Origin of the sequence: Streptococcus sp. D7B5, from assembly GCF_029691405.1 — a bacterium.
Lineage (GTDB): Bacteria > Bacillota > Bacilli > Lactobacillales > Streptococcaceae > Streptococcus.
In genome coordinates, this window is record NZ_CP121467.1 from 921,746 (window position 1) to 948,504 (window position 26,759).

Annotated in this window: 27 protein-coding genes; 7 read left to right on the forward strand and 20 right to left on the reverse strand. The window is 42.2% G+C overall.

Annotation, left to right across the window (positions count from 1 at the left end; genetic code table 11):
- Positions 1-162 precede the first annotated feature (162 nt).
- Both P8P68_RS04405 and P8P68_RS04410 read right to left on the reverse strand, forming a co-directional pair.
- Entirely contained in the window at positions 163-3,555 is a 3,393-nt protein-coding gene (locus tag P8P68_RS04405) for an SIALI-17 repeat-containing surface protein (RefSeq protein WP_025172610.1), read from the reverse strand.
- A 333-nt stretch (positions 3,556-3,888) separates the two neighbouring features.
- Positions 3,889-4,872, reverse strand: coding sequence for an acetylxylan esterase (locus tag P8P68_RS04410; RefSeq protein ID WP_000795107.1), 984 nt, complete (start codon positions 4,870-4,872; stop codon positions 3,889-3,891).
- A gap of 326 nt (positions 4,873-5,198) precedes the next feature.
- On the opposite strand from P8P68_RS04410, the gene P8P68_RS04415 reads away from it, so the two are divergent.
- On the forward strand, positions 5,199-5,390 hold the full coding sequence (locus P8P68_RS04415) for a hypothetical protein (RefSeq protein WP_000693216.1): 192 nt from the start codon (positions 5,199-5,201) through the stop codon (positions 5,388-5,390).
- Here the strand turns inward: P8P68_RS04415 and recG are convergent.
- The 15 genes from recG to nrdR all read right to left on the reverse strand — a co-directional run bounded on the left by recG (position 5,387) and on the right by nrdR (position 21,437).
- A complete protein-coding gene (gene recG / locus P8P68_RS04420; RefSeq protein ID WP_001048732.1) occupies positions 5,387-7,402 on the reverse strand; it encodes an ATP-dependent DNA helicase RecG in 2,016 nt (671 codons plus the stop codon). The genes P8P68_RS04415 and recG overlap by 4 nt on opposite strands.
- Positions 7,403-7,420: 18 nt before the next feature.
- A complete protein-coding gene (alr, locus tag P8P68_RS04425) occupies positions 7,421-8,524 on the reverse strand; it encodes an alanine racemase (protein WP_000648052.1) in 1,104 nt (367 codons plus the stop codon).
- Positions 8,514-8,876, reverse strand: a complete 363-nt coding sequence (gene acpS / locus P8P68_RS04430) for a holo-ACP synthase (protein WP_008293557.1) — start codon at positions 8,874-8,876, stop codon at positions 8,514-8,516. The genes alr and acpS overlap by 11 nt, the downstream gene beginning before the upstream one ends.
- Positions 8,877-8,920: 44 nt before the next feature.
- Positions 8,921-9,952, reverse strand: coding sequence for a 3-deoxy-7-phosphoheptulonate synthase (locus P8P68_RS04435; RefSeq protein WP_000864031.1), 1,032 nt, complete (start codon positions 9,950-9,952; stop codon positions 8,921-8,923).
- Position 9,953: 1 nt separating this feature from the next.
- On the reverse strand, positions 9,954-10,985 hold the full coding sequence (locus P8P68_RS04440; RefSeq protein WP_000231306.1) for a 3-deoxy-7-phosphoheptulonate synthase: 1,032 nt from the start codon (positions 10,983-10,985) through the stop codon (positions 9,954-9,956).
- Between the two features lie 79 nt (positions 10,986-11,064).
- Positions 11,065-13,578, reverse strand: a complete 2,514-nt coding sequence (secA, locus tag P8P68_RS04445) for a preprotein translocase subunit SecA (RefSeq protein ID WP_001284114.1) — start codon at positions 13,576-13,578, stop codon at positions 11,065-11,067.
- Positions 13,579-13,708: 130 nt separating this feature from the next.
- On the reverse strand, positions 13,709-14,464 hold the full coding sequence (locus P8P68_RS04450) for a DNA alkylation repair protein (protein ID WP_001085879.1): 756 nt from the start codon (positions 14,462-14,464) through the stop codon (positions 13,709-13,711).
- Positions 14,465-14,608: 144 nt separating this feature from the next.
- Positions 14,609-14,899, reverse strand: a complete 291-nt coding sequence (locus P8P68_RS04455; protein ID WP_000415957.1) for a hypothetical protein — start codon at positions 14,897-14,899, stop codon at positions 14,609-14,611.
- 132 nt (positions 14,900-15,031) lie between these two features.
- The gene (locus P8P68_RS04460) at positions 15,032-15,628 is read right to left on the reverse strand and encodes a LemA family protein (protein ID WP_000812473.1); all 597 of its coding nucleotides are present in this window, start codon (positions 15,626-15,628) and stop codon (positions 15,032-15,034) included.
- A gap of 160 nt (positions 15,629-15,788) precedes the next feature.
- Entirely contained in the window at positions 15,789-16,640 is an 852-nt protein-coding gene (locus tag P8P68_RS04465) for a TPM domain-containing protein (RefSeq protein ID WP_278276263.1), read from the reverse strand.
- A 228-nt stretch (positions 16,641-16,868) separates the two neighbouring features.
- Complete coding sequence (der, locus tag P8P68_RS04470; RefSeq protein ID WP_001207688.1) at positions 16,869-18,179, reverse strand: ribosome biogenesis GTPase Der; 1,311 nt, start codon at positions 18,177-18,179, stop codon at positions 16,869-16,871.
- Between the two features lie 13 nt (positions 18,180-18,192).
- Entirely contained in the window at positions 18,193-18,906 is a 714-nt protein-coding gene (locus P8P68_RS04475; protein ID WP_278276264.1) for an NADPH-dependent oxidoreductase, read from the reverse strand.
- The gene (dnaI, locus tag P8P68_RS04480; RefSeq protein WP_000446489.1) at positions 18,903-19,799 is read right to left on the reverse strand and encodes a primosomal protein DnaI; all 897 of its coding nucleotides are present in this window, start codon (positions 19,797-19,799) and stop codon (positions 18,903-18,905) included. Before dnaI ends, P8P68_RS04475 begins: the two co-directional genes overlap by 4 nt.
- The gene (locus P8P68_RS04485; RefSeq protein WP_278276265.1) at positions 19,800-20,963 is read right to left on the reverse strand and encodes a DnaD domain protein; all 1,164 of its coding nucleotides are present in this window, start codon (positions 20,961-20,963) and stop codon (positions 19,800-19,802) included.
- The gene (gene nrdR / locus P8P68_RS04490) at positions 20,964-21,437 is read right to left on the reverse strand and encodes a transcriptional regulator NrdR (RefSeq protein ID WP_001203676.1); all 474 of its coding nucleotides are present in this window, start codon (positions 21,435-21,437) and stop codon (positions 20,964-20,966) included.
- Positions 21,438-21,578: 141 nt separating this feature from the next.
- On the opposite strand from nrdR, the gene P8P68_RS04495 reads away from it, so the two are divergent.
- From P8P68_RS04495 to P8P68_RS04505, 3 genes are read left to right on the forward strand one after another with little or no spacing between them, the layout of a single operon-like run.
- Positions 21,579-21,944, forward strand: coding sequence for a GntR family transcriptional regulator (locus tag P8P68_RS04495; protein WP_000119117.1), 366 nt, complete (start codon positions 21,579-21,581; stop codon positions 21,942-21,944).
- A gap of 4 nt (positions 21,945-21,948) precedes the next feature.
- Positions 21,949-22,644 (forward strand): ABC transporter ATP-binding protein, encoded by a 696-nt coding sequence (locus P8P68_RS04500; protein ID WP_000173186.1) that lies wholly within the window; start codon positions 21,949-21,951, stop codon positions 22,642-22,644.
- Positions 22,645-22,659: 15 nt separating this feature from the next.
- Positions 22,660-23,388, forward strand: coding sequence for a hypothetical protein (locus tag P8P68_RS04505; protein ID WP_065371348.1), 729 nt, complete (start codon positions 22,660-22,662; stop codon positions 23,386-23,388).
- Between the two features lie 74 nt (positions 23,389-23,462).
- Here the strand turns inward: P8P68_RS04505 and P8P68_RS04510 are convergent, their stop codons facing one another.
- Positions 23,463-23,765, reverse strand: coding sequence for a helix-turn-helix domain containing protein (locus P8P68_RS04510; protein WP_000222599.1), 303 nt, complete (start codon positions 23,763-23,765; stop codon positions 23,463-23,465).
- A 263-nt stretch (positions 23,766-24,028) separates the two neighbouring features.
- On the opposite strand from P8P68_RS04510, the gene P8P68_RS04515 reads away from it, so the two are divergent.
- Together P8P68_RS04515 and P8P68_RS04520 are read left to right on the forward strand one after the other, a co-directional pair.
- A complete protein-coding gene (locus P8P68_RS04515; protein ID WP_000622651.1) occupies positions 24,029-24,442 on the forward strand; it encodes a helix-turn-helix domain-containing protein in 414 nt (137 codons plus the stop codon).
- Complete coding sequence (locus tag P8P68_RS04520) at positions 24,439-24,879, forward strand: hypothetical protein (protein WP_000724381.1); 441 nt, start codon at positions 24,439-24,441, stop codon at positions 24,877-24,879. The genes P8P68_RS04515 and P8P68_RS04520 overlap by 4 nt, the downstream gene beginning before the upstream one ends.
- Positions 24,880-25,051: 172 nt before the next feature.
- Here the strand turns inward: P8P68_RS04520 and P8P68_RS04525 are convergent, their stop codons facing one another.
- Positions 25,052-25,747 carry an LrgB family protein gene (locus tag P8P68_RS04525; RefSeq protein ID WP_042902664.1) on the reverse strand — a complete coding sequence of 232 codons (696 nt, stop codon included), beginning with the start codon at positions 25,745-25,747 and terminating at the stop codon, positions 25,052-25,054.
- Entirely contained in the window at positions 25,744-26,118 is a 375-nt protein-coding gene (locus P8P68_RS04530) for a CidA/LrgA family protein (protein WP_084942970.1), read from the reverse strand. Before P8P68_RS04530 ends, P8P68_RS04525 begins: the two co-directional genes overlap by 4 nt.
- 195 nt (positions 26,119-26,313) lie before the next feature.
- Between P8P68_RS04530 and P8P68_RS04535 the strand changes: the two genes are divergently transcribed.
- On the forward strand, positions 26,314-26,694 hold the full coding sequence (locus tag P8P68_RS04535; protein WP_042768552.1) for a MarR family transcriptional regulator: 381 nt from the start codon (positions 26,314-26,316) through the stop codon (positions 26,692-26,694).
- The last annotated feature ends 65 nt before the right edge of the window (positions 26,695-26,759 follow it).

Here is a 26,759-nt window from a genome sequence, read left to right on the forward strand (position 1 = left end):
AGTAGAATAGATTTCAGTTTCAAAACTATTTTATAGAACAGACTATCCTGAAAGTAGTTTCAGACTTCTTATGATTTCGAAGCAAGCTGAATTTAATAAAGAAAGATAGCAGGCTGAAAAACCTGCTATCTCTTCTGAGACTTATTCAAATACTTTTGCTTATTATTCTTTTCTCTTCTTGCCAAATGCAAACAAGGATAAAAGAACACCTGCAAGACCAAGGGAAATCAGTGAGTTTGTTTCCTTACTTCCCGTATTCGGAAGTTCATCTTGTTTAGCTGCTGGCGCTTGATAGGTCACATCTTGGCCTAGAGACAGTTTGTTGTCTGCTGCCGCCAATACTAAATTGGTGTCTCCCTTATACTCTGGAAGTTCATGGACTGCCGCCTCAGCACCATTGACGCCACCTATGTACTCTGGTAGATCATTTGAAGCTGCCAAGACAAAGTTAGCACCTCCTCTATATTCCGGAAGCTCGTTTGAGGCTGCTAGAACTGCATTGACACCACCCTTGAACTCTGGAAGTTCATGGACTGCTGCCTCAACAGCGTTGACACCACCTGTAAATTCAGGCTTTTCAACCGTTGGCGCTGCTTCTTCTCCTACTGTTGATAATGGACCGGTGTACTCTGGCATCTCTGCCACTGGGGCTTCCTCAGCATTGACACCACCAGTGAATTCTGGTTTTTCTACTGTAGGAGCTGGTTCTTCACCTACTGTTGCCATTGGACCTGTATACTCCGGAACTTCATGAACCGCTGCTTCTTCTGCATTAACACCACCTGTGAACTCTGGAACCTCATGGATAGCAGCTTCACTGCCATTAATACCATCGCTTAGTTTAGAGCCAGCTAAAGAAACTGGTAAATTGTGCATGCTTTCAATTGCACCCTCAGCTAGACCTGTAATTCTTTGACCCATATCCTCTGGATCTATTGTGAATAGGAGAGTTTTTGTATCGTATTGGGTCATGAAGGTTGCTGTCTTGCCATTTGCCAATTGAAGGGTCGGAGCCTTGTTGACCAATACTTCCGAATCGAACTCCATGGCTATAATACCTGGCCATTTTTGAATAGCATATTTTACTTTTGCTTCTTTAGGAGATATTCTGTCTTTGCTTAAGAAATCCCAGTTGAATTTCTTATAGGATAAAGTATAATCGTTTTGATTGCCATCCGCATGCTCATAAAGCAAACCATATTCGCCATTTCCGAGTTCTTGGAGCGAGTTGTATGCAAACTTACCACTTTGTATAGGATTGTGTTTCAGCCATGTCAACTCACCATTCTCCTCAACACGAGCCAGGTGAACCAAACCATTGTTGCGTCCAGGACCACCAGCATTGCTGAGTAGAATGTATTCCTTTCCTTCATGCATGGTGTGAATAGCGGACATTTGAACATAAACGTCTTTTACTTGAGGATAACGTTTGATTTCCTTATCCCACGTTGCTCCCCCATCATGACTGGTCGCAACCTGAAGATCACCAGTCAACCCACGCATAAAGAGCTTGAGATCCCCATTATTCAACTGAACAACAGTTGACTCCGTATTTTGGGCACCTGGATTATTCATGGTTGAAGAGTGAATGGTTTGGTTGCCTACTGGGCGGTTATCATTAACTGCTTCCCCTGCTTGCCATGTTTCTCCATGATCATCTGAATAAATTACACGAGATGATTGAGAACCACTTAGGTAGGAAACGTTGTTTGTTGTATAAACTGGAATCACCAGTCTTCCCTTATGAGGCCCTGTACGCAAGGCAATGCCAGTACCAGGTCCAGTTCCTAGGAAGTGCATCCAATCTTTCCGAATCCCATGAGTAATATCTTTTGGTGCAGACCAAGTCTTCCCATCGTCATCACTGTAGGACATCCATAGGTAGTTGGTATTGGAAACTCTAAAAATATTCTTTTCGCTATATTCAAAATAAATATTTCCGATTAGCTCATTCCCTTTATACAAATCTCCCTTATCGCTGTAGGCTGGTTTTTTAGGGTCAACGACAACACGATAATCTGTCTTTCTATTTTGAGGGTCGAAAACCTCTCCGTTTTCTCGAATCGTATAGCGACCTGATTCTCCTTGCTTATATAAAACTTGATAAACTTTATCTCCCACTTGTTCATAAGCTTTCGGAGCTTGCCCCGGCAATGAAAATACTGCCTTACTTTCAAGGAACATGTCGTAAATTGCAAAAATTCTCTTTGTTTCAGGGTCTTGCACCAAGGCCATATCAATATTAACTGGAGATGGCCATTCTGCATGTTTAGCGTGCTCATTGTCACGAGGATTTGAGATTACGATTCGGTCTCCCCATGTTTTTCCATTATCTTCACTGCGTCTAATGACCATGCCGATATCACCCCAGTCACTCGAATGGAGACGGCGTTCATCTGCACCTGCAATCAGCGTTCCTTTATCTGTCTTGAGAAGAGCTGGGATACGATAGCTCTTGATACCATCTTTATTTGGTTGATTGTTCCTACCACCTTCAAAGACGTCTTCTTTCTCAGAGATTTTCGCACCTTCTGGTAGTTTCTGTTCCAATTCACCTCTTTCAAATAATTGACTTCGTGTTTGAACTTCATCTGGGCTTAAAGCACGATCATAAACGGTTAGGTTTCGGACTTGTAGATTTGAGGACCAAACTGTTTTCTTGCCCCGTTTGGTTGCTCCAAGTTGAGCTTGATTAACATCTGGCATATCTTTGATGAAGTTCCCAGATTTTAGACTTGTTCGAGATAAGACACCGTTCACATAGAGACGAACTCGACCATGAGGTAACTCCGCTGTCGGTTGTTCGACAGTAAAGGTCACGGAATTCCATTGTCCTGGGCGAACTTTCAAAGGAGCATCTGTATACTTATCATAGAACTGTTCCCCGTTAGCGCCACGCCCTTCAATAAGAGCTGTATTATCAAGGACCGACATAGTAAAGTACTCATTTTCCTTGGTGTCACTGGATACAGAGAAGAGATTGTAAAAGCGTGGAGCTGATGCATCTGGTTTGAACTCCATGTGAACTGTAGCATTTTTTAGTTGCTTTAGTTTGTCTAGTTCACTTGATAAATCGACTCTCTGACCATTTGCCGCATTGGTTTCAACATCTTCTTTTTCAAGGACAGGATTAGCATTTTTTAAATCTCTTGAGTAATAGTCACGAGGAATAGCACCCTGATCCTCTGATTCCTCTTCCTTATTTGCTTCTTCTGCAGGGGTTCCCGTAGAGGATGGAGTTTCTGATTCTGCACTCTCATTTTTTTTCAAATGATCTTGGTCCACCTCAACGCCGTTGTCTTGAGCTGCTGCCAATTTACCAGCCAAATCCTTATCCAAATGAGCAAGATCTCCCGAGGACACTTCTTTTGGCAATTCTGATAAACCTTGACTAGGTTCGACAGTTTCTGTATTGGCCCCTGCTGCATTGGCTTGCTCTTGAGCTAAGACTGGATTTGCTCCAAATACTACTGTACCAATCACTACAGATGCCGCCCCAACTGCAAATTTTCGAATTCCGTATCGCTGTTTCCGATCTAAAGATTTGTAATTCATGTTTGTCCTTTCATTTTTCATAAAATAAAGCGCTTTCTTTTTCTTTAAAAATTTTTATTGTCTCTCAAGAGACAAGTTTTACAAGAAAGTATCCAACTTAATGAGAGCTCCCAATCCTCTCCCATTTTCTGCTGAGCCCGAGTTTTTAATCACCCAGCAGCCTTCTTCCTCCTTTCACAAGTGACTTTTCCTTTATTATACAATAAAGTCTTATATTTATATCTGTGTTCCCACAGAATAGATTTTACTTTTAAGAATATTTTAATATTTTAAATTTTCTAAAAGTACTTTCAGGTTTTGGACATAAAAAAGAGAGCTTCTGCCCTCTCAAAATTATTTTTTTACATAAGAAAAAGAAATCTCACTACCACAGAGCCAGTTATAGACTTGGTCATTGACAAAAACATTCATGGCTTCGTGAGCATACTCTGGCATGATGCGATAGGCCTTGTCGCAAGTCAGACGGTTGTAAATCGCAAACTGGGTAATAGGATAGCAAACATCGTCATCCAAGCCCGTAATCATCTTGACCTCTCCTTTGATACGATGGGCAAGATTCTTCACATCGATATAGGCAAGAGTCGCCATGATTTCCTCCTCTGTTTCATGGAAGGGATCGTGGAACTTGAAATAACGGAAAAGTTCGTCATAGGCTTCACTGGTATTGCCAATCTCAAGCACTCGTCTAAAGTCGGACAAGAAGGGATAGATGGCAACTGTTCGCTGAATCCGAGGATTGAGCGCTGCTGCAACCAGAGCTAAAGCTCCTCCTTGTGAGGCACCATAGCTAGAAAGTCTTTCCTCATCTACCTGTGGCAGACTAGCAACAATTTCGATCAACTGGTAAATATCCAGATAGACATCCTTATAAAAGAGATGTTCCCGACCTTCCACAGCACCACGGATGATATGTCCCTTCACCGTATTTCCTAGTGGAGAGCGCAAGCCGTCTTGCGAATAGCCTGATTGGCCACGAACGTCCATGGAAACAACCCCGTAACCAGCCACGGTGAAGGCCAGCATGTCGGTCCAGTCCCAGCCACGTCCCATATAACCGTGAAAATGGAAAATTAGGGGAACTTTCTCCTCACTTTTTGGAAGGACGACCCGTGCATAGACCTTACCTTCATTGGTTCCCTCAAAGGTTAGCTCATAGCACTTGACTTGGGGAATATGGAAATCTCTTTCCTCCAACTGGTAGGCTGGAAGAGATGAAACTTTTTTGACTTCCTCATCCCAGAAAGCATCAAAATCTTCTGGAACTTCATCTCGCCCTCTATAAGTCTTGATTTCTTCTAATAAAGCTGGATTTTTCATAGCATGCTCCTTTAGTTTTGTAATCGCTATCATAACTCTAGCATATCTAGGAAAGCAATGCAAGAAAGAATTCTAAATAGAAAGTGATTTTAGATTCTCTTTCCTCAAACCTATCGTCTGAAAGTAGTTTTAAAAATAAAAAGAGCGTTTCCGCTCTCTGTGTATCAATAGGTGCTAGCTCCTTTCTCTAGTTTGACGGTTTGGAATTTCTTTTGGTAGGTTACTTTAATAGTCATGTGAGAGTCCTCGTTTCTTTTTGATGACTCTAGTATAAGATCCAAACCTAAAAGCTAGCTTATAGATTTCTTAGAAAAGGCTTATACTCAATGAAAATCAAAGAGCAAACTAGGAAACTAGCCGCAGGTTGCTCAAAACACGGTTTTGAGGTTGTGGATAGAACTGACGAAGTCAGCTCAAAACACGGTTTTGAGGTTGCAGATAGAACTGACGAAGTCAGTAACCATACCTACGGCAAGGCGACGTTGACGTGGTTTGAAGAGATTTTCGAAGAGTATTAATCTAGATGTTCTTTCTTTTCTAGATGGAGAGCAATCATGCGCCATTCTGGATCCTCTTGCCAACCTTCTATCGAACTAATGTAGCTGGCAACCTTTCTGGCTTCTTCCAAAATAGGAAAGTCTTCGATAATATCAGCCACTTGAAACTCTGGAAGTCCTGACTGTCTGGTTCCAAAAATTTCACCCGATCCACGCATTTTCAAATCTTCCTCCGCAAGGACAAATCCATTGTTGGTTTCTGTCATGATGCACATGCGGTCCTTCCCAGAGTCCGTCTTGGGATTAGCCACAAGAACAGCATAAGACTGCTTGTCTCCCCGACCAACACGACCTCTGAGCTGGTGAAGCTGGCTGAGACCGAACCGATCGGCATCCATGATAATCATGACGGTCGCATTGGGAACATTGACCCCAACCTCGATAACCGTCGTCGAAACCAGAATATCCGTTTTTCTCTCTTTGAACTCCTGCATAATCTGGTCTTTTTCGTCACTCTTCATCTTACCATGTAGCAGAGCCACTTCGGCCTTACCTGCAAAATGAGCTGTCAACTCCTCAGATAAGGCAATGGCATTTTTCAAATCCAGAGCTTCAGATTCTTCAATCAAGGGAGAGATGACATAGGCTTGCGAACCTTTTTGGATTTCCCCCTCTAACCAAGTCAAGACCTGAGGTAGCTGCTCATGCTTAATCCAGCGAGTTACAATAGGCTTCCGCCCTACTGGCATCTGGTCAATAATAGAAACATCCATATCGCCAAAGGCTGTGATAGCCAAGGTTCGTGGAATGGGCGTCGCCGTCATCATGAGAACGTCAGGATTGTCCCCTTTTTCCCGTAAAATACGCCTTTGGCCCACACCAAAACGGTGCTGCTCATCAATGATAATCAATCCAAGACGAGCATAATCCACCCCATCTTGTATCAAAGCATGGGTTCCGATAATAAGGTCGGCCTCACCCTTGGCAATGGTCTCTAAAACTTCTCTTTTCTCTGCAGCTTTTAAGGAACCTGTCAAGAGAGCCAGTTTCAAGTCTGGAAAAAGGTTCTGTAAACTCTCAAAGTGTTGCTCCGCAAGGATTTCTGTTGGCACCATGAGAGCTGCCTGGTAGCCAGCCGTCACCGCCGCAAACATGGCCAAACCAGCAACCACCGTTTTTCCGCTCCCCACATCCCCTTGCAGGAGACGATTCATGTGGTGGTCGGACTTCATGTCGGTCAAAATTTCCTGCAAACTCTTTTCCTGAGCTGAGGTCAGAGCAAAAGGCAGATTTTCTTTAGTAGCTGTCACCTTTTCCTTAGACCAATTCAGAACCAGACCGCTTCCTTGAACTCTATTTTCAGACTTGAGTGTCTGCAACTGCATCTGAAAATAAAAGAGTTCCTCAAACTTGATACGGCGAAGGGCCTGCTTATATTCTGCCAAATCCTTTGGAAAATGCATAGCACGAACTGCCTGACAACGGGACATGAGTTTGTATTTATCAAGTAAAGACTGGGGAAGATTTTCCTCTATTAAGAGGTCCAACCCTTGATCAAAGGCTGTCTTGATAACCTTGACCAGTCCTGCCTGACTGATTCCTTGAGCCAGACGATAGACAGGTTGGAGGTCATCTTCCACCTGAGCTAGAACCTTCATCCCAGTCAGACTGGCCTTGGCACGGTCCCATTTTCCAAAAATGGCAAGCGTTGCTCCCAATTCTATCTTATCTGCTAGATAAGGCTGGTTAAAGAAATTAACCGCAAAAACGACTTCTCCCTGCTTGAGGCTAAAGCGCAGGCGATTACGCTTAAAACCATAATACTGGACACTGGCAGGAGTCACGACTTGACCAGATAGAACAGCCTTTTCACCATCTTCCAGCTCTAGGACCTGCTTGGTCTTGAAATCTTCATAACGGAAAGGAAAGTAGAGCAAGAGGTCTTGTAAGTTTTCAATTCCTAGTTTAGCGTATTTCTCTGCTGACTTTGGTCCCACACCAGGCAAGACATGCAAGGGTTGATGTAGATTCATGCTCCACTCCTTTCTTTTTTAATAATATTCTCTCGGAATGCGGTCGCTGAGGAGGCAAACCACCTCATAGTTAATGGTTCCACGGTAGGTCGCTACCTGAGTAGCTGTGATTTTCTTGTCACCGTTGGAGCCAATTAAGGTTACTTTTGTTCCTAGCGGGTAAACCTTAGGCAAACGAATGGTAATTTGGTCCATAGAAACCCGACCGACGATTGGGCAAGCTTGTCCCTCTACCAAGACAGAGAAATTTTGCATGTCTCGTGTCCAACCATCCGCATAACCGATTGGCACCGTCGCAATGACTTGCTCACTATCCGCTTGATAGGTGGCTCCATAGCCCATGCAAGCTCCAGCTGGAACTGTCTTGACATGAACTAGGGCAGACTCCAAGGTCAAGGCTGGTGTCAAATCATAGGGTAAGTCCAAGACCTCTCCACTTGGATTGAGACCATACATGGCATCTCCCATACGGACTGCATTGAAAATAGTCTCTGCATGCCAGAGGGTCGTTGCCGAGTTACTGGCATGAACCAGTTCTGGAACTTCCTTCATACTTGCCAAAATAGCTTTAAAGCATTCTAACTGGGCAATAAAATAGGCATCTGATTCTTCATCTGCAGTAGCAAAGTGGGTAAAAATCCCCTCAACACGAGCACCGTGTTGTTGGAGCAAGGTTTGAGCCTGCTCAGCCTCACTGGAATCTCGGAAACCAATTCGTCCCATCCCTGAGTCAATCTTGAGGTGGACAGTCAAGCCAGTCAAATCTGCTTCCTTGTCTAAGAGCGTTTGAATCCACTCCAGCCCAGCCACTGTCAAGGTGATGTCGTATCCTTTAGCTAGAGCAACAGCTTCTAGTTCAGAAACTCCTAAGATGAGGATTTTCTTGCTAAGTCCAGCCTGACGAAGTTCGATGGCTTCATCAATATTGGAAACACAAAATCCATCAACATCATCTTGAATAGCCTTGGCAACGGCAACAGCCCCATGACCATAGGCATTGGCCTTGACCACTGCCCACTTGAGCGTTCCTTCAGGGATATGAGCCCCCATTTGCTGAATATTTTGTCGAATAGCTCCCAGAAATATCAGAGCCTTGGTTGGTCTATGTGGACTAGCTTTCATGATTTTCCTCCAAAATGACACTGGCTGTCACAAACTGATCTGTATGGCTGATAGATAGCCAAATCTTTCCTGAAAATGGTGCCTGACTAAAATAAGGCGCGCCTCGTTCATTGTTCAAAACTTCCAAATCCTGAAAGGTCAGTTTGCCAATACCAGTTCCCATAGCCTTGGAAAAGGCCTCCTTAGCTGACCAGCGACCTGCCAAGTATTCGATCTGTCTGCGCCCTTTGAGACTGGTAAAACGCTCCAATTCTTTAGGGGTCAGCACGCGTTTAGCAAAGCCCTCACGTCGTGTAACTGCGTTTTCTATCGAAGCCAATTCTTCGATGTCAATTCCGTGTCCAACTATCATACTCATAAAAGGAGCTGAGATTCCCCCAACTCCATCCTTTTCACTTATTTTGTTAAGGTGGTATAAATTTCTTCTACCAAGGCTACTGTATTTTCCCAACCTAGACAAGGGTCAGTTATGGAGCAGCCAAAGACCTCTGGTTGGTTTTGGCGACCGTCTGCTAGGTAAGATTCGATCATAAAGCCTCGAACCGTCTTTTTAATCTTTTCATTCCAGTCACGATTCAGCAAGGCTTGACGAACAATGCGAACTTGTTCCATATACTGCTTGCCTGAATTGTCATGATTGGTATCGATGATAATGAAGGGATTTTCAAGTCCCATAGTCTCATAGCGATTGATGGCATTTAAGAGGGTTTCATAGTAGAAATTGGGTTCATTTTTACCATATTCGTTCATGGCACCACGAAGGATAACGTGGGCCAAAGGATTTCCTGAAGTTTCCACTTCTTGGCCATGGTAAAGGAAGGTTTGCTTGTTTTGAGCCGCATAGATGGCATTAAACATGACCCCAAGGTTCCCAGATGTTGGATTTTTCATCCCAACCGGAGCATCAATACCAGACGCTACAAAGCGGTGTTCTTGGTCTTCCACTGAACGAGCCCCTACAGCATGGTAGCTGACCAGGTCATCAACCAAAACGAGATTTGACGGATAAAGCATCTCATCAGCTGTTGTCAATCCCGTCTCCGTAATCACACGATAGTGAAGCTGACGAACAGCCTGCAAACCATTGATGAGACTAGGCGCTTCGCTGGTATTTGGTTGATGAATCATGCCTTTATAGCCATCTCCATTAGTACGAGGTTTAGCCGTATAGACACGCATCACGATAAAGATTTTATCTGCAACTTTTTTCTGCAAGTCTGCTAAGCGACGAGCATATTCAAGCACTGCTTCCTCATTGTCTGAAGAGCAAGGTCCCATCACCAAAAGGATTCGGTCGTCCTCACCCGAGATGATGGCTGCCAACTCTCTATCGCGGGCTTCTTTCTTTCGCAAGGCTTCAGGTGACAACTGGGTCGCAGCCTTGATTGCTTCAATATCAATTTCTTGACCTTTTTCGATAAATGCCATCTTACTCTCCTAGCGTTTGGTAAATTTCGCGAACAAGTGCTTCTGTGTTGTCCCATCCGAGACACGGATCTGTAATGGACTTACCAAAAACTTCTGGTTCATTTTGACGTCCATCTTCTAGATAGGACTCAATCATAAAACCACGAACATATTTTTTGATCTTCTCATTCCAGTCACGGTTGATCAAGGTCTGACGAACGATACGGATTTGATCCATATATTGCTTACCTGAATTGTCATGATTGGTATCGATGATGATAAATGGATTTTCCAAGCCCATCTTTTCATACTGGGCAATAGTATCCATCAAATTGTCATAGTAGTAGTTAGGAATATTTTTCCCGTATTCATTCAAGGCACCGCGAAGAATGGCGTGGGACAATGGATTCCCTGTTGTTTCCACCTCTTTACCGAGGAAGAGGAAACTCTGTTTATTTTGCGCTGCGTAAATCCCGTTAAACATAACATTGAGATTTCCAGATGTGGGATTTTTAAATCCTGTTGAAAAATCTGCTCCACTCGCTACAAAACGGTGCTGTTGATCCTCTACAGAACGAGCTCCAACAGCCATATAAGAAATCAAATCATCCACCAGCGGAAGATTTTCAGGATAAAGCATCTCATCCGCTGTTGTCATTCCCGTCTCGGTAATCACACGGTAGTGGAGCTGGCGAACAGCCTTGATTCCATTAATCAAACTAGGAGCTTCTGTCGCATTTGGTTGATGAATCAAGCCCTTATAGCCATCCCCATTGGTACGAGGTTTAGCTGTATAGACACGCATGACCATAAAAATACGGTCTTTGACCTCTTCTTGCAAAGCAGATAGACGCTTGGCATACTCGAGAACCGCCTCTTCATTATCAGATGAACATGGTCCAATCACCAAGAGAATACGCTGGTCTTCCCCACGGATGATGGCTTCCAATTCCTGATCACGTTGATTTTTTCTCGCAAGAGCCGCTCCCTCTAATTTAGACAAGGCGCGAACTTCTTCAATGTTAATTTTAGGACTTTTAGCTTTAAACACCATGATTCATCTCCTTATAAAGCAAACGGACACCAAGCAAAAAATGATTTTTACCAGGTATCCGCCTGTATCTTATCTCATATTATTGTCTCTTACCATGACAGTTCTTGAATTTCTTACCAGATCCACATGGGCATTGGTCATTTCGTCCGATTTGGCTCAAGTCCAAATCTTCTGGAAGATTTGCCTGCTGCGCTGCGATATTACGAGTCGCAGTTGTACTGATATTGTGTTCAGTTTGCGGACGTTCTTGTTCATGGATTTGTGCTTTCATCATCAAGCGCGTTACATCGAATTCAATCGATCCAATCATGTCGTTAAACATGCGGAAACCTTCTGCTTGATATTCTACAACAGGGTTGTTTTGGGCATATCCACGAAGACCAACAGCATTTCGCAACTGGTCAAGAGCATCAATATGGTCTGTCCACTTGTTGTCTACAACACGTAGAATCAAGACTTTTTGGAATTCTTTCACTGCATCTTCGTCACGAAGCTTAGCAACTTGGCTATCATAGACTTTCAAGGCACGTTGGAAAAGTTCATCTTTGATAGCTTGGTCTGACAGACCTGCAAGATCTGAACGGCTAATTGAATCTTCTGGAAGCAAGTTATACTTAGCAAAGTTCAAGATTGCTTCCAATTTTTCATCTTCCTTAGAACGTGCATGTGCATCCACGATACGTCCAATTGTACGACGAATCATAGCATGGATTTCTGGTGCCAAGTCACGGTCTGCAGTAATGACATCATAACGTTGCGCATAGATAATCTCACGTTGTTCTCGCATAACGTCATCGTATTGAAGGACTTGTTTACGAGTGTCGTAGTTGTTTCCTTCGACACGTTTTTGAGCTGCTTCAACTTGACGCGTTAACATGCGAGATTCGATGGCTTCGTCAGACATGTTGAGTCGTTCAAAGACACCTTTCAAACGTTCTGAACCGAAACGTTTCATCAAATCATCTTCAAGAGACAAGTAGAATTGTGACTCACCTGGGTCTCCTTGACGCCCAGAACGTCCACGAAGCTGGTTATCAATACGGCGACTTTCGTGACGTTCTGTACCGATAACACAAAGTCCACCAAGTTCACGAACCCCTTCACCAAGCTTGATGTCGGTACCACGACCGGCCATGTTGGTTGCGATGGTAACGGCACCACGTTGACCAGCGTTCATGATGATTTGCGCTTCTCTGTAGTGGTTCTTCGCATTCAAGACTTCGTGAGGAACACCTGCTGCTACCAATTTCTTAGAAAGGAAGTCACTCGTTTCAACGGCAACTGTACCTACCAAGACCGGCTGACCTTTTTGGTAACGAGCTTTTACATCTTCAACTACAGCCTTAAATTTCGCATCAAGACTTGCATAGAGAAGGTCTGAGTGGTCGATACGTTGAATTGGACGGTTGGTTGGGATTGGGATAACACGAATGTTGTAAATTTCGCGGAATTCTTCTTCTTCTGTTTTACCAGTACCTGTCATACCTGCCAATTTCTTATACATACGGAAGAGGTTTTGGTAGGTAATAGAAGCTGAAGTCTTAGTCTCATCTTGGATTGGCACACCTTCTTTTGCTTCAATCGCTTGGTGCAAACCATCAGAGTAACGACGACCTTCCATGGTACGACCTGTAAATTGGTCGACAATCAAGATTTCCTGCTCTTCACTAACCACATAGTCGATATCGAGAATCATGATATAGTTGGCACGGAGGGCATTGTCGATAAAGTGAGTAAGAGCTACATTTTCAATGTCGTAGAGATTTTCTAGTTTGAAGTAGCTCTCTGCCTTGTCAATACCAGAGTCTGACAAACCGATCGTCTTAGACTGAACGTCAATGATATAGTCATCCTTGTCCAAGGATTTCACGAAGTGGTCCGCCATATGGTAGAGTTGGCTTGTTTCAACTGCGTTGGCACCTGAAACGATCAATGGTGTACGGGCTTCGTCGATCAAAATTGAGTCAACCTCATCGACCAAGGCATAATTGAGTGGACGTTGCACCATGTTTTCTGCACGAACGACCATGTTATCACGAAGGTAGTCGAAACCAATCTCTGAGTTGGTTGAGTAGGTAATATCACAAAGATAAGCTTCTTTTTTCTCCATTGGAGATTTTGCTGCCAAGTTAATCCCTACTGACAGACCGAGCCATGAGTACAATTCACCCATTTCAGTCGCGTCACGTTCTGTTAGGTATTCGTTGACTGTAACTACGTGAACCCCTTTACCTGCAAGGGCATTGAGGTACACTGGCATAGTCGCTGTCAAGGTCTTCCCTTCACCCGTACGCATCTCTGGAACGTCACCATGGTGAAGAACAATCCCACCCATGACCTGAACCTTATAAGGGAAGAGCCCAAGGACACGTTTTGCAGCTTCACGAACTACTGCAAAAGCCTCATATAGCAATGAATCAAGTGATTCACCCTTATTGTACCGCTCTTTAAATTCGTCAGTTTTCGCTTTTAGTTCTTCGTCTGACATTGCAGCCATTTGGCTCTCATAGTTAAGAACCTTATCAGCCATCTTTTCCAGACGACGAAGTTCTCCTTTATCATTTTCAATAATCGTTTTTAAAATATTAGCCATGATTTTCCTTACTTTTTATTCTGAATATTTTAGAATGTTCTTTTAATTTTAGCATATTTACCATTATTTTTCAAGAAAGAATCCTTAATTTACAACGGAAAAGGCCAGCTGAAATTCAGTTTTTTTTGCATCAATCTTCTGTGGCTACCTTTTTGTTTTTTGTTCGAGATGCATGCTTGATGATCCAAGCACAACTTGGACTTAGCTCCTTCTTTTGCCAAGTTTGAAGAATCCTTTCAAACTTATCAGGATCTTCCTTGTATAAATCATTTAAATTATTAGCTACACTTTTTTGAATGGACTTGTCTCTATCATCCTTTAGATTGGTCAGAATAGTGGTGAAATCCTCAAAATAATCCAATACCACGGTTTGTTTCTTAGCCCAAGGCAGACGGATACGCATACATTCGCTGGCAAGTCTACGAACGCGCAAATTTTCATCCCGACTCCATTCTAACAGCAAAGCCATTGTAGCCTTAGGATAGCGAGCCAGCAAAGGTCTCATAGAAAATTCTCCAGTAAATCGCTTGGTTAGTTCCTTACTAAAGGCCGCGCTCAATTCAAATTCCTTGTCCCCATATAGCTCTACATATTTTCCGATTGGCCAAAGCCAATATCCTTCTGAGAACATACCTAAACCACCCTCCAACTCGGGACCCAAAATTTTCTCAAAAACCTTGAGAGAGTCCTCATAAGATAGGGGAAGGCAATCTTTGATACTTTTAGCCAAGAGTTCTTGACGCTGGCTAAACTCCAACTCTTCCAAGTCTTTTTCTACCAACAACCTAAACTTTCGCTCATCAAATGCAGGGGACGCTTCTTGCAACCGTCGACTCAAATCCCTAGCATAAGCCAAGTCATAATAATCTTTTACTTTTTTAGCCATTTTTCAAATCCCTTAATCTTCATTTTACGGGACTTATTATATCATACAGACAGTCCGTCAACAAAATTATTTTCATATCTCCAACTATTTTAATAAGGAAGAAAAAAGGACTAGAAGCTAGTCTAGTCCTTCATTTTTTAATGTTTAATTTCCCAAGAATATAGGCAATATCCCAAAATACCAAAAGAGATTGATCCAGAAGGCCAAGCAAAAGATGATGCCAAAGATGAGAAGACTGATTTTTTTAATCAGCACGGAGTATAGGATGGATAAAACTCCAAAAACCACAAAGAGTTTTTTCATAACGAAATAATATACTGAAACTCCTCCTATTTGCCAATCCCAAGGAAGGAAAAACATGAGGAACCAGAGAAGGCAAATCGTAAGAATATATCTCTTGTAGTGCGCTTCAAGAAAGGCTTTTGTTTTCTCCATAGCAAACCTCCATTTGAGTCACTGTCTCTTCCCTTTTATTATACCAAAAAAACCTGGAAAAAGCTTTCCAGGTTTGAGTTTGAAATCACTAGTCATACTAGAGAAATTCCTTTATTCATAGGCTGATTCACTTTATTGACTTGATGAAGATGTTCCAAAATCGACCTTAGGAACTGTCTTGGCTTCTTCTGTTTCTTTAAAGGTTTCAGCTTCTTTAAAGTTCATCATATTCGCAAAAAGCACAGTTGGAAAACTTCTCAACTTTTGATTGTACTCGGCTGCGACTTTATTATAATCCTTACGTGCTACAAAGATACGATTTTCACTGCCTGAAAGTTCGACCATTAGTTGCTCAACATTTTGATTGCTCTTGAGTTCTGGATAATTCTCCGTCAAGGAAATCAAGCGGGAAAGAGCAGAGCTCAATTCTCCCTGAGCCTTTTGGTTTTCTTCCGAAGTTACTGAGCTACTACCGATTTTAGCTCTAGCATCAGCAATCTTGGTAAAGACTTCGGTTTCATGATTCATTTGTCCTTTAACGGACTCCACCAAGTTACCAATCAAGTCCGAACGACGTTGGAGGGCTGTCGAGACATCGGCCTGAGCCTGCTCCACTTTAGTCTGTTCACCAACCAGACCATTATAGGTCGTCACTGCGGAACAACTTCCCAGAACTAGTAGTCCAAAAAAGATCGCCACTATTGAGAGAATTACTTTATTTTGTTTCATATCAAAACCTTAACACTTTCTTTTATCAACTTTTCTGAGAAAATACTCAGATTTTAAATCAATTTCCCAAACTTTGTTTTTATTTTTAATTAAGGAGTGAACTGTTGCAAAGGAATCACCTTACTGTATGGAGAAATCGGTTTGAGCAATATATGATCACTCACCAGTCATCAGACGAACCACCGCCATCAAAGCCACCGCCGTCCCAGCCTCCAGATGAGTCGGAGCCTGAGTCAGACCAAGAAGATCCTGAATCTGATGAGTCACTACCCCACCAGCCACCGCCAGAATCATCGCCATGTGAACCACCACCACGACCTCCAGATATAAATCCGATAATCATCACGATGAAGTAAATGAGAATTCCAAATCCGATAACTCCGTCACTCGAACTGCTTTTTCGATGACGTCGTGAAGAACTCCTCTCACCAGCATACCTTTCCAGTTCCCTTAAGCGACTAGAGTTGGTAGTATAGTCGTAACTACTTTTAGAACTTGAAGCAGTCGTACTCGATCCACTATAGAACATGTAGTTGAGATTATTGACTATTGAGAGAACACCCTTGTTATAATCACCATTTTTAAAGTAAGGACGTGCTGTTGTCAAGAACCTGTGAGTCTGATAGTCAGTGATCTTACTGGCCACATTATTACTGGTTTCAATCCGTGATTTTCTATCTTGGACTGCTACCACAATCAAGACACCGTGATTGTCTCCCGAGTAGCCAATCTTCCAAGCTCTAGCTGTTTCATTGGCTACAGTCTCGATTGTTTCTCCATCTAAGCTTTTCACAACGTAAACACCCATCTGGAATTTTTCTGATTTTTTACTATTGACATTATTCAATTCCCGAATCTGACTTATAGTCTCATCCGTTAAATAATGATCCGGGTCATAGATCCCGTACTCAGGTTTTTCAGGTGCTGTGAATGCTGACAAGAAGAGAAAGACCATCAGCAACCCAAGCAAGCGAACCAACAAACTATGTTTAAATAATCTGCTTTTTTTCATAATAACCTCCCTGATAAAGGAAAATTGATTTAAGGAATTATAGCATTTTGATTTTTACAAAGAAAGTGCATTTTCATTACAAATAGATTACAAAAGATAGGAGAATGATTGAATTTTGATGACAGATTCTCCTCCAATTTGGCAGGTTCTTTTCTCCCCTTTTAGTATAGAAAAAAGAAGACTATGAAGTCTTCTTTCAATTTATTCTTATAGGAAAACAAGCAAGGTTTACTTGCGTTTTCTTGCAATCAAGTGAATTGGTGTTCCTTCAAAGACAAAAGCCTTGCGGATTTGATTTTCCAAGAAACGTAAGTAAGAGAAGTGCATGAGTTCTTCTTCATTGACAAAGATGACAAAGGTTGGTGGCTTGGTTGCCACTTGGGTTGCGTAGAAAATCTTGAGGCGCTTGCCTTTGTCTGTCGGTGTTGGGTTGATAGCAATGGCATCCATAATGACATCATTCAAGACAGCTGATGGAATCCGTGTGTTTTGGCTTTCACTGATTTGCTTGATCATCTCAGGCAATTTGTGGAGACGTTGCTTGGTAAGAGCGGATACAAAGACAATCGGCGCATAAGGCAGATATTGGAACTGCTCACGGATATCCTCTTCCCATTTCTTCATGGTGTGGTTGTCTTTCTCAAGGGTATCCCACTTGTTGACCACGATAATCATCCCTTTACCGGCTTCGTGGGCAAAACCTGCGATACGCTTGTCGTACTCGCGAATACCTTCTTCGGCATTGAGGACCATCAAGACCACGTCAGAACGGTCAATAGCACGCATGGCACGCATGACAGAGTATTTCTCCGTATTTTCATAGACTTTACCAGACTTACGCATACCAGCTGTATCAATCATGGTAAACTCTTGTCCATCCGTATCTGTAAAATGAGTATCAATGGCATCGCGCGTTGTTCCAGCTACTGGACTAGCAATCACGCGGTCTTCTCCCAAAATAGCGTTAATCAAACTTGATTTTCCAACGTTAGGACGGCCAATCAAGCTAAATTTAATCACGTCTGGATTTTCTTCTTCAACTTCGTGTGGTAGATTTTCCACAATGGCATCCAGCACATCACCCGTACCGATACCGTGGACAGACGAAATTGGCAGCGGTTCGCCCAATCCTAGCGCATAGAAATCAAAAATATCATTTCGCATTTCTGGGTTGTCAACCTTGTTAACGGCAAGGATAACAGGTTTATGGGTTTTATAGAGTTTGCGAGCTACGTACTCGTCCGCATCTGTAATCCCTTCTTTACCAGACACCACAAAAACGATGACATCCGCTTCTTCCATAGCGATTTCTGCCTGGTGCTTGATTTGCTCCATGAAGGGAGCATCGACGTCGTCAATCCCTCCAGTATCAATCATACTAAAGGAACGATTGAGCCACTCACCCGTTGCATAGATACGGTCACGTGTCACACCCTCGACATCTTCTACGATTGAGATCCGCTCACCAGCGATCCGATTAAATAGGGTTGATTTCCCAACATTGGGACGTCCCACAATGGCAATAGTTGGTAAGGCCATGTTTTCTCACTTTCTACAATAACTTTTTCTGTTCTAGATTCTTCCGAGTTGAACTAGGTTCGGCTTGACCAAACTGCTCTGCCAAACGTTGACTCCAAGAGGTTGTCGCACGCGCACCAGCATAGTCTGCCTGTACTTGGTCATAGTCCAAAATCGCTTTAACTGGCTGTTTTTGGTATTCTTCTTCAAATACCACTTGGTTCAAAGGCAGTCTTGGTTTGACATCGTGTTGTTGATCTGGCACGCCAAGGGCAATCCCAAAAACAGGGTAGGTATAGTCAGGCAGGTTAAAGAGCACTGCCACTTCTTCTGACTTGTAACGGACCAAACCGATAATCACACCACCATATCCCAGACTCTCCGCTGCAAGCAAGGTATTTTGCCCCGCAAGAGCCGCGTCCACAGACGTGATAAGGAGACCTTCCACTCCTTGAGGTTGGAAAATATCCGTATGAAGGATTGCTCCCTTTTCCGCTCGATTCAAGTCACCGACAAAAAGCAAAAAGGCTGCTGACTGGCGAATGGCTTCCTGGGGAACTAATTCATAAAGAGCATCTTTCTTCTCTTGACTGCGCACAAGAATCACAGAGTAGGATTGGAAATTTTTCCAAGATGACGCCATTTGTCCAGCAGTCAAAATCTCGTCCAAGTCTACTTGAGGAATCTCTTGCTCCTTAAAGCGACGAACTGAAGTGTGAGCTTTCATCAGTTTAATGGTTTCTGTCATCGGCGGTTTTCTCCTTCTAGTCTTGTCTCCTCAGCCAAATAACGGATTCGTTCCATGACCCGTCTAGCTTCCCAAGTCTCGTCATTTCCATTCTTTCCTTTGGCAAAATGTTTTTCCAAATCTTGGAAATTAAAGTTGGAAGTAAAGAAGGTTGGCAAATCTTCCTGCATGCGGTACTGAAGAATGACTTGGAGAATCTCATCACGTACCCAAGGTGTCGACTGCTCTGCACCAATATCATCCAAGACCAGGACCTCTGCTAACTTGATGTCATCCACCAAGGTCTTCACAGATCCTTCACCGATGGCATTTTTCACATCAATGACAAAACTTGGATAATGGAGAATGGTCGTTGATGCCCCACGTTTTTCAGATAGGTCATGAGCTAAGGCTGCCATCATAAAACTCTTACCAACACCAAAATCTCCGTAAAGATAGAGGCCTTTTCGGATACTAGGGTAAAGGTCAACAAAGGAATAGAGTCTCTCAAAAATCGGTAAACGTCCTAGATCATCCAGGTCAATCTGAGCCAACTTCGCTTTCTTAAGGCTTGCTGGTAGATTGATCAACTTGAGACGATTCTTGATTGCCGCCTCTTTTTCAGCCGCGATTAGTTCTGGTGTTTCTTCATAAGACACATCCGCATATCCGTGATTCATAACCAAGATAGGCTTGTAGCCACGCGCTATATAGTCCGCATCCCCACGAAGAAACTTATCCCGTTCTGTGATATATTGGTTGAACTTGGAGACGCTACGATTCAACTCCTCTGGGCTGAGGGATTCTTTCTGGATAAAAGCCGCTACATCGGGGTCCTTCATGATCTGCTGGACCAAGTCCTGATACTGAAAACGACTTGTCTGACGTTTGATTACATCACCAACACTTTCCATCTAGTCTCCTCCTCCTTCTAATCGGGCTAACATTTCTTGTTTTTTGCGTTCTAATTCCAGACGAGTTTCCTCACTGGTTTGATTCTTGTATTCGGGATTACTCCACTTGGGAACATTGCTCTTAGTCGAGCTAGTTTTCGATTTCTGGTCTTCCTGGCCTTTTTGCTGACGCTCTCGAATCCGAAGCACAGCCTCTTCTGCTGTCCGAATTTTTTGATAAGCATAGTCATTGGCGACCTTCATGGCATATTTCTCATTGACATTGGCCGAATCAACCTTGTTAAAGGTTAGAAGCAAGACGATATTGATGACTTCATCCAACAAGCCTAAAGACGCCATCTGATGAAGGAGTTCTCTTTCACTTTGGGTGATGTTCCCCTTACGCGTTTGCTTGATTTCAGCTAAAAAATGCAGGGGAGTTTTATTTTTGGCTTCCCTGATAATGGTCATTTCTTTGGGGCTAAAGTCAGAAGAAACCTGCTTTTGCGATATCTTTTCACGCATGCGTTTGACTGAAATAACCTGAGCCACCGCTGTCGCCTTAGCTAATTGATAGGTTTCAAACCAGGTCCATTTTTTTTCATCTGCGATGGCGAATAATTCCAAAACATCCGCCTGCTCGTCTTCAAAACGCAAGCCATCTCGAGCCATCAGCCGCTGGAAATGTTCCAAGTCAAAATCATTTTTTAACTTGCTTTTAGACTCGCTTGGGGTCACTTCTTCGGTCAGGGTTGGAAAGACTTGGCTCAAAGAAACAGAGAGTGCTTCTCCCTCATTTGGAGCCTGCTTCATAGCAGAAACAGCTGTATCCCCAATCTTTTTCTCTAATAATCTGCTATAGACAGAATGGCTTAGAAATTCTTGACTGGAGAGGGGAGAATGAAGCTGCAATTCATAAGTTTCCCCCTTCTGATAAAGGGTCAACAAATCCAAGGCAGATAAGACTTTAAAGGATTGGAGCAAGGTCGGCATGCCGAAGTTTAAGTGATTGAGGATGTGGGAAAAGAGATGCTCCTTTTGCCCACCATCCCAAAAGGTAATGGTATATAGATAGAGGCTCAGTGCCTCCTGACCGATAATCGGGAGGTAGCACTGCACCAGAGAAGAGGTATCTTGCGACACCCGATTATTCTTTATAAAAGAAAAACGGTCATTTGGCTTCATCTATTTTTCCTTTTTCTTTTTAGAGGACTGGGTGATTTGCTGGAGCAGACTCTCCAACTCACTCACATCCTTAAAGCTACGATAAACACTGGCAAAACGAACATAGGTAATCTCATCCAGCTCCGCCAATTCTTCCATGACTAAAGAACCAATATATTCACTTTGGATCTCATTCTCACTGCGACTACGGAGTTTTTGCTCGATGCGATTGACCACCATGCCGATTTCATCACTTGAAACAGGACGTTTCTGGGCTGAGCGGATAATCCCATTAAAGATTTTATCTCTCGAAAACTGCTCTCGCGTACCGTCTTTTTTGACGACAACCAGCGTTCTTTCTTCTACTCGTTCATAGGTTGTAAAACGATGCTGACACTCGTCGCACTCGCGTCTTCGGCGGATGGTATTTCCTTCTTCGGCTTGTCGACTATCAACAACACTAGACTTGGTAGCCCCACATTTTGGACAACGCATGCATTTCCCTCCTTGTCGTTTTCTTTTCATTATACCATTTTTTGAGCAATTCCCAAAACAATTCTTATTTTTACTTGACAAGTTTTTTTGTTTTATTGTATTATTTAATTAGAACAAGAAAGACAAAGAAAGGAGACTATGATGTCCTGGTCATTTGATAATACAAAACCGATTTATTTACAGATTATGGAAAAAATCAAACTACAGATTGTTTCCCATGAGCTGGAACCCAACCAACAGCTCCCTACCGTGAGAGATTTGGCGAGCGAGGCTGGGGTCAATCCTAATACCATTCAGCGCGCCTTGTCTGACCTCGAACGTGAAGGATTTGTATACAGCAAGCGGACAACTGGTCGATTTGTCACCGAGGATTTGGACCTCATCCTTCAGTCCCGCAAACAACTTTCCGAGGAGCAGCTACAACAATTCGTCTCTTGCATGCTTCAATTTGGCTACAAAAAAGAAGAACTGCCAAATGTATTAAGCGACTATATTAAAGGAGTTTAAGACTATGACACTACTAGCACTTGAAAATGTAACAAAATCATATGGAGCAACTGCGGCACTTGACAATATCTCTCTTGAGATTTCGGCTGGAAAAATTGTTGGTCTCCTCGGCCCAAATGGATCTGGAAAAACGACCTTAATCAAACTGATCAATGGCCTTCTTCAGCCTGATAAAGGACGTGTTCTCATTAACGGATTGGATCCAAGTCCTGCTACAAAGGCGATTGTCTCTTACCTTCCTGACACAACTTATCTCAATGAAGAGATGAAGGTCAAGGATGCTCTAACCTATTTTAAAACCTTCTATCAGGATTTCAATCTCGAAAGAGCCCAACACTTGCTAGCTGATCTTGGTATTGATGAGAATAGTCGCCTCAAGAAACTATCAAAAGGGAATAAGGAAAAGGTACAACTGATTTTGGTCATGAGCCGCGAAGCTCGTCTTTATGTCCTCGATGAACCAATCGGAGGCGTGGATCCAGCTGCCCGTGATTATATCCTCAATACCATCATCAACAACTATTCCCCAACCTCTACGGTACTGATTTCAACCCACTTGATTTCAGATATTGAACCAATCTTGGATGAGATCATCTTCCTCAAAGACGGAAAAGTCGTCCGCCAAGGAAATGTTGATGATATTCGTTACGAGTCAGGTGAATCAATTGACCAGCTCTTCCGCCAGGAATTTAAAGCCTAAGCAAAGGAGATTATTATGTTTTGGAATCTAGTTCGTTATGAATTTAAAAATGTCAATAAATGGTATCTGGCACTCTACGGTGCGGTACTTGCAATTTCAGTTTTGATTGGAGCTTTTATTAACAGTCTTAGCCAGAGTTACAATCCTAACAATGCTGCTTATTTCATCTTCTTTTTAGTACTAGTCTTTGGAGGACTCAGCGTCACTCTTTGGATTGCAACAATCTTTTTAATCATCCGAAGATTTAAAGGCAGTGTTTATGACCGCCAAGGGTACTTGACCTTGACCTTGCCTGTCTCTGAGCACCAAATCATCACCGCAAAACTTTTAGGCGGTCTTGTCTGGTCCATCTTAAGCTATATTGTCTTTATCTTGAGTATATTGATCATCATCTTCTTAACACCAATAGAAAAAGACTTCACTGCCCTCTATAACTTCATCTCCCCTTACCTCAGCTACGGCTGGCTGTATGCCCTATCACTATTTGTCGGTTCAATCGCATGGATTTTATCCATTTACCTCTCCATCTCTATCGGACAACTCTTTAACGAGTATCGAACAGCTATGGGGATTCTAGCCTATATCGTTATTTCAATCGTTATTGGTTATATCACTTTCTTCTTAAGAGTTGACAATGACCTTAACATGATGATTAGTACAGAAATCTTGCGCGATCTCTTTTTATCAGCTATCTACTATCTCGGAACCTACTATATCTTGAAAAACAAGGTTAATTTGCAATAGTTTAAACGTCAAAAAAAGGATAACATCTCATCACTGAGAGGCTATCCTTTTCTTTATCTCATTTTCTAACTAGATTAAAAAATTGAATAAGTTCCTTTAATAACATCAAGACTCCAATTTTGTTCTAAAAGAGTTTGGATAAAATCTTTTTCTGATTGCGTAAGACTGGTTTTATTCCTGCCACAGCGTTTCTTATTGATTTTATATCGGTTATAGTAATCATAAGCAGAGTGCCCCTCTTTCAGATAGTTGATGACATTGTAGATTGTCTGTTTTGATCTGCCAAGTGAAGTCACAATATCTGAAACTTTTATGTTTTCTTGATAGTAAGCCTCTATCATTACAAGCTCGTTTGTGGTAAGATGAGTATAGGTCATTTATGTTGGTTCCTTTCAGACAAATGTGGTAGTTTATCTGAGCCTAACATAGATGGCTTTTTCTGTCTAGATTAATTTTACAAATTGGGTGTTAAAAAAATTGAATTAGGAATATAAAAAGTTCTAGTATTTGTACTAGAGATCAGACGGGCTTCTTTTTTGCTATGATTTTTAACAAAAAACTCTCGTTTTGCCAATAAAAGATGCTTGAAAGTTGGACAAGAAGGCTCTATAATGAGTTCAGGAAAAGAGGTAGGAAAAGTATGATTAGTGAAACGATTGCTCTGCTAAGGAAAAAGTCAGGTTATTCTCAGGAAAAATTAGCTGAAAAAGTAGGCGTATCTCGTCAGACTCTCAGTAAGTGGGAATTGGGCGACAGTTTACCGGATATTATTTCTTCAAGTCGTTTGGCAGAAATTTTTGATATCAGCTTAGATGAGTTGGTTAATGGGGATGTCTCTCCTTTTGCTACTAAAGCCAAAGAAGGGAAGTATATTTTTGGAACGGTAACTGTTGGTGAAAAGGGACAAATCGTCATTCCTGCACGAGCGAGAAAAATTTTTAACATCCAAAAAGACGACAACCTTATGGTTTTAGGTGATGTCAATCAAGGCTTGGCCTTGTTGAAGAGCGATTTTTTTATTCAAGCTTTTGAAGAAATGGGGTTAATGAAATGAAAAAAATTACTGGTTTTGGTCTTAGCTTTGCAGTGTTTATATTTTTCTTGAATTTGATAGGCTGCTATGATTTTGTCATGGTAATGACGCGTAACCAGACTTATTTTGCAGAACATTATAATTCAGCTATTATGGTTTACTTTAGCCATTATCCTGTTGTCTTTGTAATTGTGTGGTTTAGCCATTTGTTAGCTGCTACCTTGAGTCCGATTTTCTATTTTTTCAGAAGAAAATTAGCCCTTACTTTGGCTGGTCTTGCTTTCTGGGGAGATGCTCTGCTGATTCTATTGACCAGTCTTTTTAGGAATCGCATTCAGGTTTTTGGTTGGCAATTTTTCGTTGATTTGGTTGTTTTAGGATTGCTTGGCCTTTATTATCTGTATTTGCGTAAAATATTTCTTAGCACATCAGGAAAAACATCTAGGATTTTAAAATAGTCCTAGGTGTTTTTTGGTTATTTATGTATATTGTCTATAAATACGGCAAGAAAGTGAGAGAAGTGATTTTTTACTAAGAATCTGCTTCTGTCTAGCTTAATTTTACAAATTGGGAAAGTAAAAACCTATAACATACGATTCGAAAAAGCAAGGAACTTAAATTCCTTGCTTATTAACTCAATATCAAACTGGCTACGATGGGGCTGACAAAGACGTAGAGAATACCAGTGACACCGATAGCCAAGCCACCCATGGCTCCTGCTACCGATCCGTATCGAAAGGCGGTTCCCGTTCCGACAGCATGACCTGTTCCTCCAAGAGAAAGTCCCACAGCCACTGGGTCATCGATCTTCAACCATTTCAAAAGGGTTGGTCCGATTACACTAGTTAGAATCCCAGTTGCCACTACGACGACCAAGGTTACAGTTGTTAATCCTTGCAATTTTTCTGTGATTCCCACTGCCATGGCGGTTGTCACTGACTTGGGAAAGAGAGAAATGGCTAGGAAAAAGTCCATGCCAAATATTTTCGCTACTATGGCAGTGAAACAAGTATTGACAACTACTGCTAACAGACTACCAAAGAGAATACTCCGAGCATGATGCTTCATCAGGTGAAAACTCTTATAAAGCGGAATCCCTAAAGCCACGGTCGATGGGACAATCAAGTTGTTCAGATAAACCCCACCTTGGTAATAATCTTGATAAGAAATACCCGTCGCCTTAAGGAAAATAATGATAAAAATGGCTGACAAAAGCAGGGGCGTTGTCAATGGATGGGGAAAACGTCTGTAAATCAGCATTCCTACTAGATAGGCTAGGATAGATAATGCAATCCCAAATAGAGGATTGGAAACAAATTCGCTCATTTGGCATCTCCTTTCTCATAATCTCCCTCAAATCGTCTCTTGATAAACTGAACCACTAGAGCTATGAGGACAATGTTAATGACAGCTGCAAAAAAGACAATCAAGACGATAGGCAAAAGATAAGGAGCAATCACATCAAACTTCTCCATGATTCCCACTGCTGGCGGCAAAAAGAGAATGGTCATATTGGCCAGCAGAAAATTCCCAACCATATTGACATGCCTGATCCTTAGCCACTTGAACTGTAAGGCTAGAAAGAGAATAATCAAACCGATAATACTGCCTGGGATGGGCAGATGAAAGAAACTGGAGATTCCCTCACCGATTAGAGAAATCACAAAGAGAATCATTAATTGAACATATAATTTCATCCTAAACTCCACGAAATAGACTTCTTGCATACCAGTTTACTCTTTTTTCAGAAAATTTCAAGGAAATATCGCAATTCTTCTCTCTTGCAAGGATTAGTTAAAAGTAGTATAATCATTGCATGCGCAATCATCTTGTGTTGTAGAGACAGTCAGTAATGACTTTGTGACTTTACTTTGAAAAGAAAGGAGAAAGCAATGACCTATTTGGAAAAGTGGTTTGACTACAACCGCCGTCAAAAGGAAATGGAAGCCTTGTTGGAAGAAACTATTGCCCAGCAGAGCGAACAAAGGTTGACCTTGAAAGAGTTTTACCTACTCTACTATCTGGACCTAGCCGATGAAAAATCTTTACGACAGATTGACCTGCCCGATAAACTCCATCTCAGTCCGAGCGCTGTTTCTCGAATGGTGGCTCGCCTGGAAGAGAAAAACTGTGGTTTGCTTAGTCGCAGATGTTGCGATCAGGATAGACGGGCTAGCTTTATCTGCCTGACTGACGAGGGACAGACAACCTTAGCTTACCTGCAAAAGGCTGTCGAAGAAAGACTGGAGACGAGTCTTGATTTCATTTCATAATCAGATTTTTTAAAAAAGTTGCGTGCGCAATCATTTTTCTTGACATTCCTCTTTTCAAGGAGTAC

What these genes read in the sequence shown, in the direction of transcription:
- P8P68_RS04405 (WP_025172610.1), bottom strand. Translation starts at nt 3,555, where the DNA reads ATGAATTACAAATCTTTAGATCGGAAACAGCGATACGGAATTCGAAAA.
- P8P68_RS04410 (WP_000795107.1), bottom strand. Translation starts at nt 4,872, where the DNA reads ATGAAAAATCCAGCTTTATTAGAAGAAATCAAGACTTATAGAGGGCGA.
- P8P68_RS04415 (WP_000693216.1), top strand. Translation starts at nt 5,199, where the DNA reads ATGAAAATCAAAGAGCAAACTAGGAAACTAGCCGCAGGTTGCTCAAAA.
- recG (WP_001048732.1), bottom strand. Translation starts at nt 7,402, where the DNA reads ATGAATCTACATCAACCCTTGCATGTCTTGCCTGGTGTGGGACCAAAG.
- alr (WP_000648052.1), bottom strand. Translation starts at nt 8,524, where the DNA reads ATGAAAGCTAGTCCACATAGACCAACCAAGGCTCTGATATTTCTGGGA.
- acpS (WP_008293557.1), bottom strand. Translation starts at nt 8,876, where the DNA reads ATGATAGTTGGACACGGAATTGACATCGAAGAATTGGCTTCGATAGAA.
- P8P68_RS04435 (WP_000864031.1), bottom strand. Translation starts at nt 9,952, where the DNA reads ATGGCATTTATCGAAAAAGGTCAAGAAATTGATATTGAAGCAATCAAG.
- P8P68_RS04440 (WP_000231306.1), bottom strand. Translation starts at nt 10,985, where the DNA reads ATGGTGTTTAAAGCTAAAAGTCCTAAAATTAACATTGAAGAAGTTCGC.
- secA (WP_001284114.1), bottom strand. Translation starts at nt 13,578, where the DNA reads ATGGCTAATATTTTAAAAACGATTATTGAAAATGATAAAGGAGAACTT.
- P8P68_RS04450 (WP_001085879.1), bottom strand. Translation starts at nt 14,464, where the DNA reads ATGGCTAAAAAAGTAAAAGATTATTATGACTTGGCTTATGCTAGGGAT.
- P8P68_RS04455 (WP_000415957.1), bottom strand. Translation starts at nt 14,899, where the DNA reads ATGGAGAAAACAAAAGCCTTTCTTGAAGCGCACTACAAGAGATATATT.
- P8P68_RS04460 (WP_000812473.1), bottom strand. Translation starts at nt 15,628, where the DNA reads ATGAAACAAAATAAAGTAATTCTCTCAATAGTGGCGATCTTTTTTGGA.
- P8P68_RS04465 (WP_278276263.1), bottom strand. Translation starts at nt 16,640, where the DNA reads ATGAAAAAAAGCAGATTATTTAAACATAGTTTGTTGGTTCGCTTGCTT.
- der (WP_001207688.1), bottom strand. Translation starts at nt 18,179, where the DNA reads ATGGCCTTACCAACTATTGCCATTGTGGGACGTCCCAATGTTGGGAAA.
- P8P68_RS04475 (WP_278276264.1), bottom strand. Translation starts at nt 18,906, where the DNA reads ATGACAGAAACCATTAAACTGATGAAAGCTCACACTTCAGTTCGTCGC.
- dnaI (WP_000446489.1), bottom strand. Translation starts at nt 19,799, where the DNA reads ATGGAAAGTGTTGGTGATGTAATCAAACGTCAGACAAGTCGTTTTCAG.
- P8P68_RS04485 (WP_278276265.1), bottom strand. Translation starts at nt 20,963, where the DNA reads ATGAAGCCAAATGACCGTTTTTCTTTTATAAAGAATAATCGGGTGTCG.
- nrdR (WP_001203676.1), bottom strand. Translation starts at nt 21,437, where the DNA reads ATGCGTTGTCCAAAATGTGGGGCTACCAAGTCTAGTGTTGTTGATAGT.
- P8P68_RS04495 (WP_000119117.1), top strand. Translation starts at nt 21,579, where the DNA reads ATGTCCTGGTCATTTGATAATACAAAACCGATTTATTTACAGATTATG.
- P8P68_RS04500 (WP_000173186.1), top strand. Translation starts at nt 21,949, where the DNA reads ATGACACTACTAGCACTTGAAAATGTAACAAAATCATATGGAGCAACT.
- P8P68_RS04505 (WP_065371348.1), top strand. Translation starts at nt 22,660, where the DNA reads ATGTTTTGGAATCTAGTTCGTTATGAATTTAAAAATGTCAATAAATGG.
- P8P68_RS04510 (WP_000222599.1), bottom strand. Translation starts at nt 23,765, where the DNA reads ATGACCTATACTCATCTTACCACAAACGAGCTTGTAATGATAGAGGCT.
- P8P68_RS04515 (WP_000622651.1), top strand. Translation starts at nt 24,029, where the DNA reads ATGATTAGTGAAACGATTGCTCTGCTAAGGAAAAAGTCAGGTTATTCT.
- P8P68_RS04520 (WP_000724381.1), top strand. Translation starts at nt 24,439, where the DNA reads ATGAAAAAAATTACTGGTTTTGGTCTTAGCTTTGCAGTGTTTATATTT.
- P8P68_RS04525 (WP_042902664.1), bottom strand. Translation starts at nt 25,747, where the DNA reads ATGAGCGAATTTGTTTCCAATCCTCTATTTGGGATTGCATTATCTATC.
- P8P68_RS04530 (WP_084942970.1), bottom strand. Translation starts at nt 26,118, where the DNA reads ATGAAATTATATGTTCAATTAATGATTCTCTTTGTGATTTCTCTAATC.
- P8P68_RS04535 (WP_042768552.1), top strand. Translation starts at nt 26,314, where the DNA reads ATGACCTATTTGGAAAAGTGGTTTGACTACAACCGCCGTCAAAAGGAA.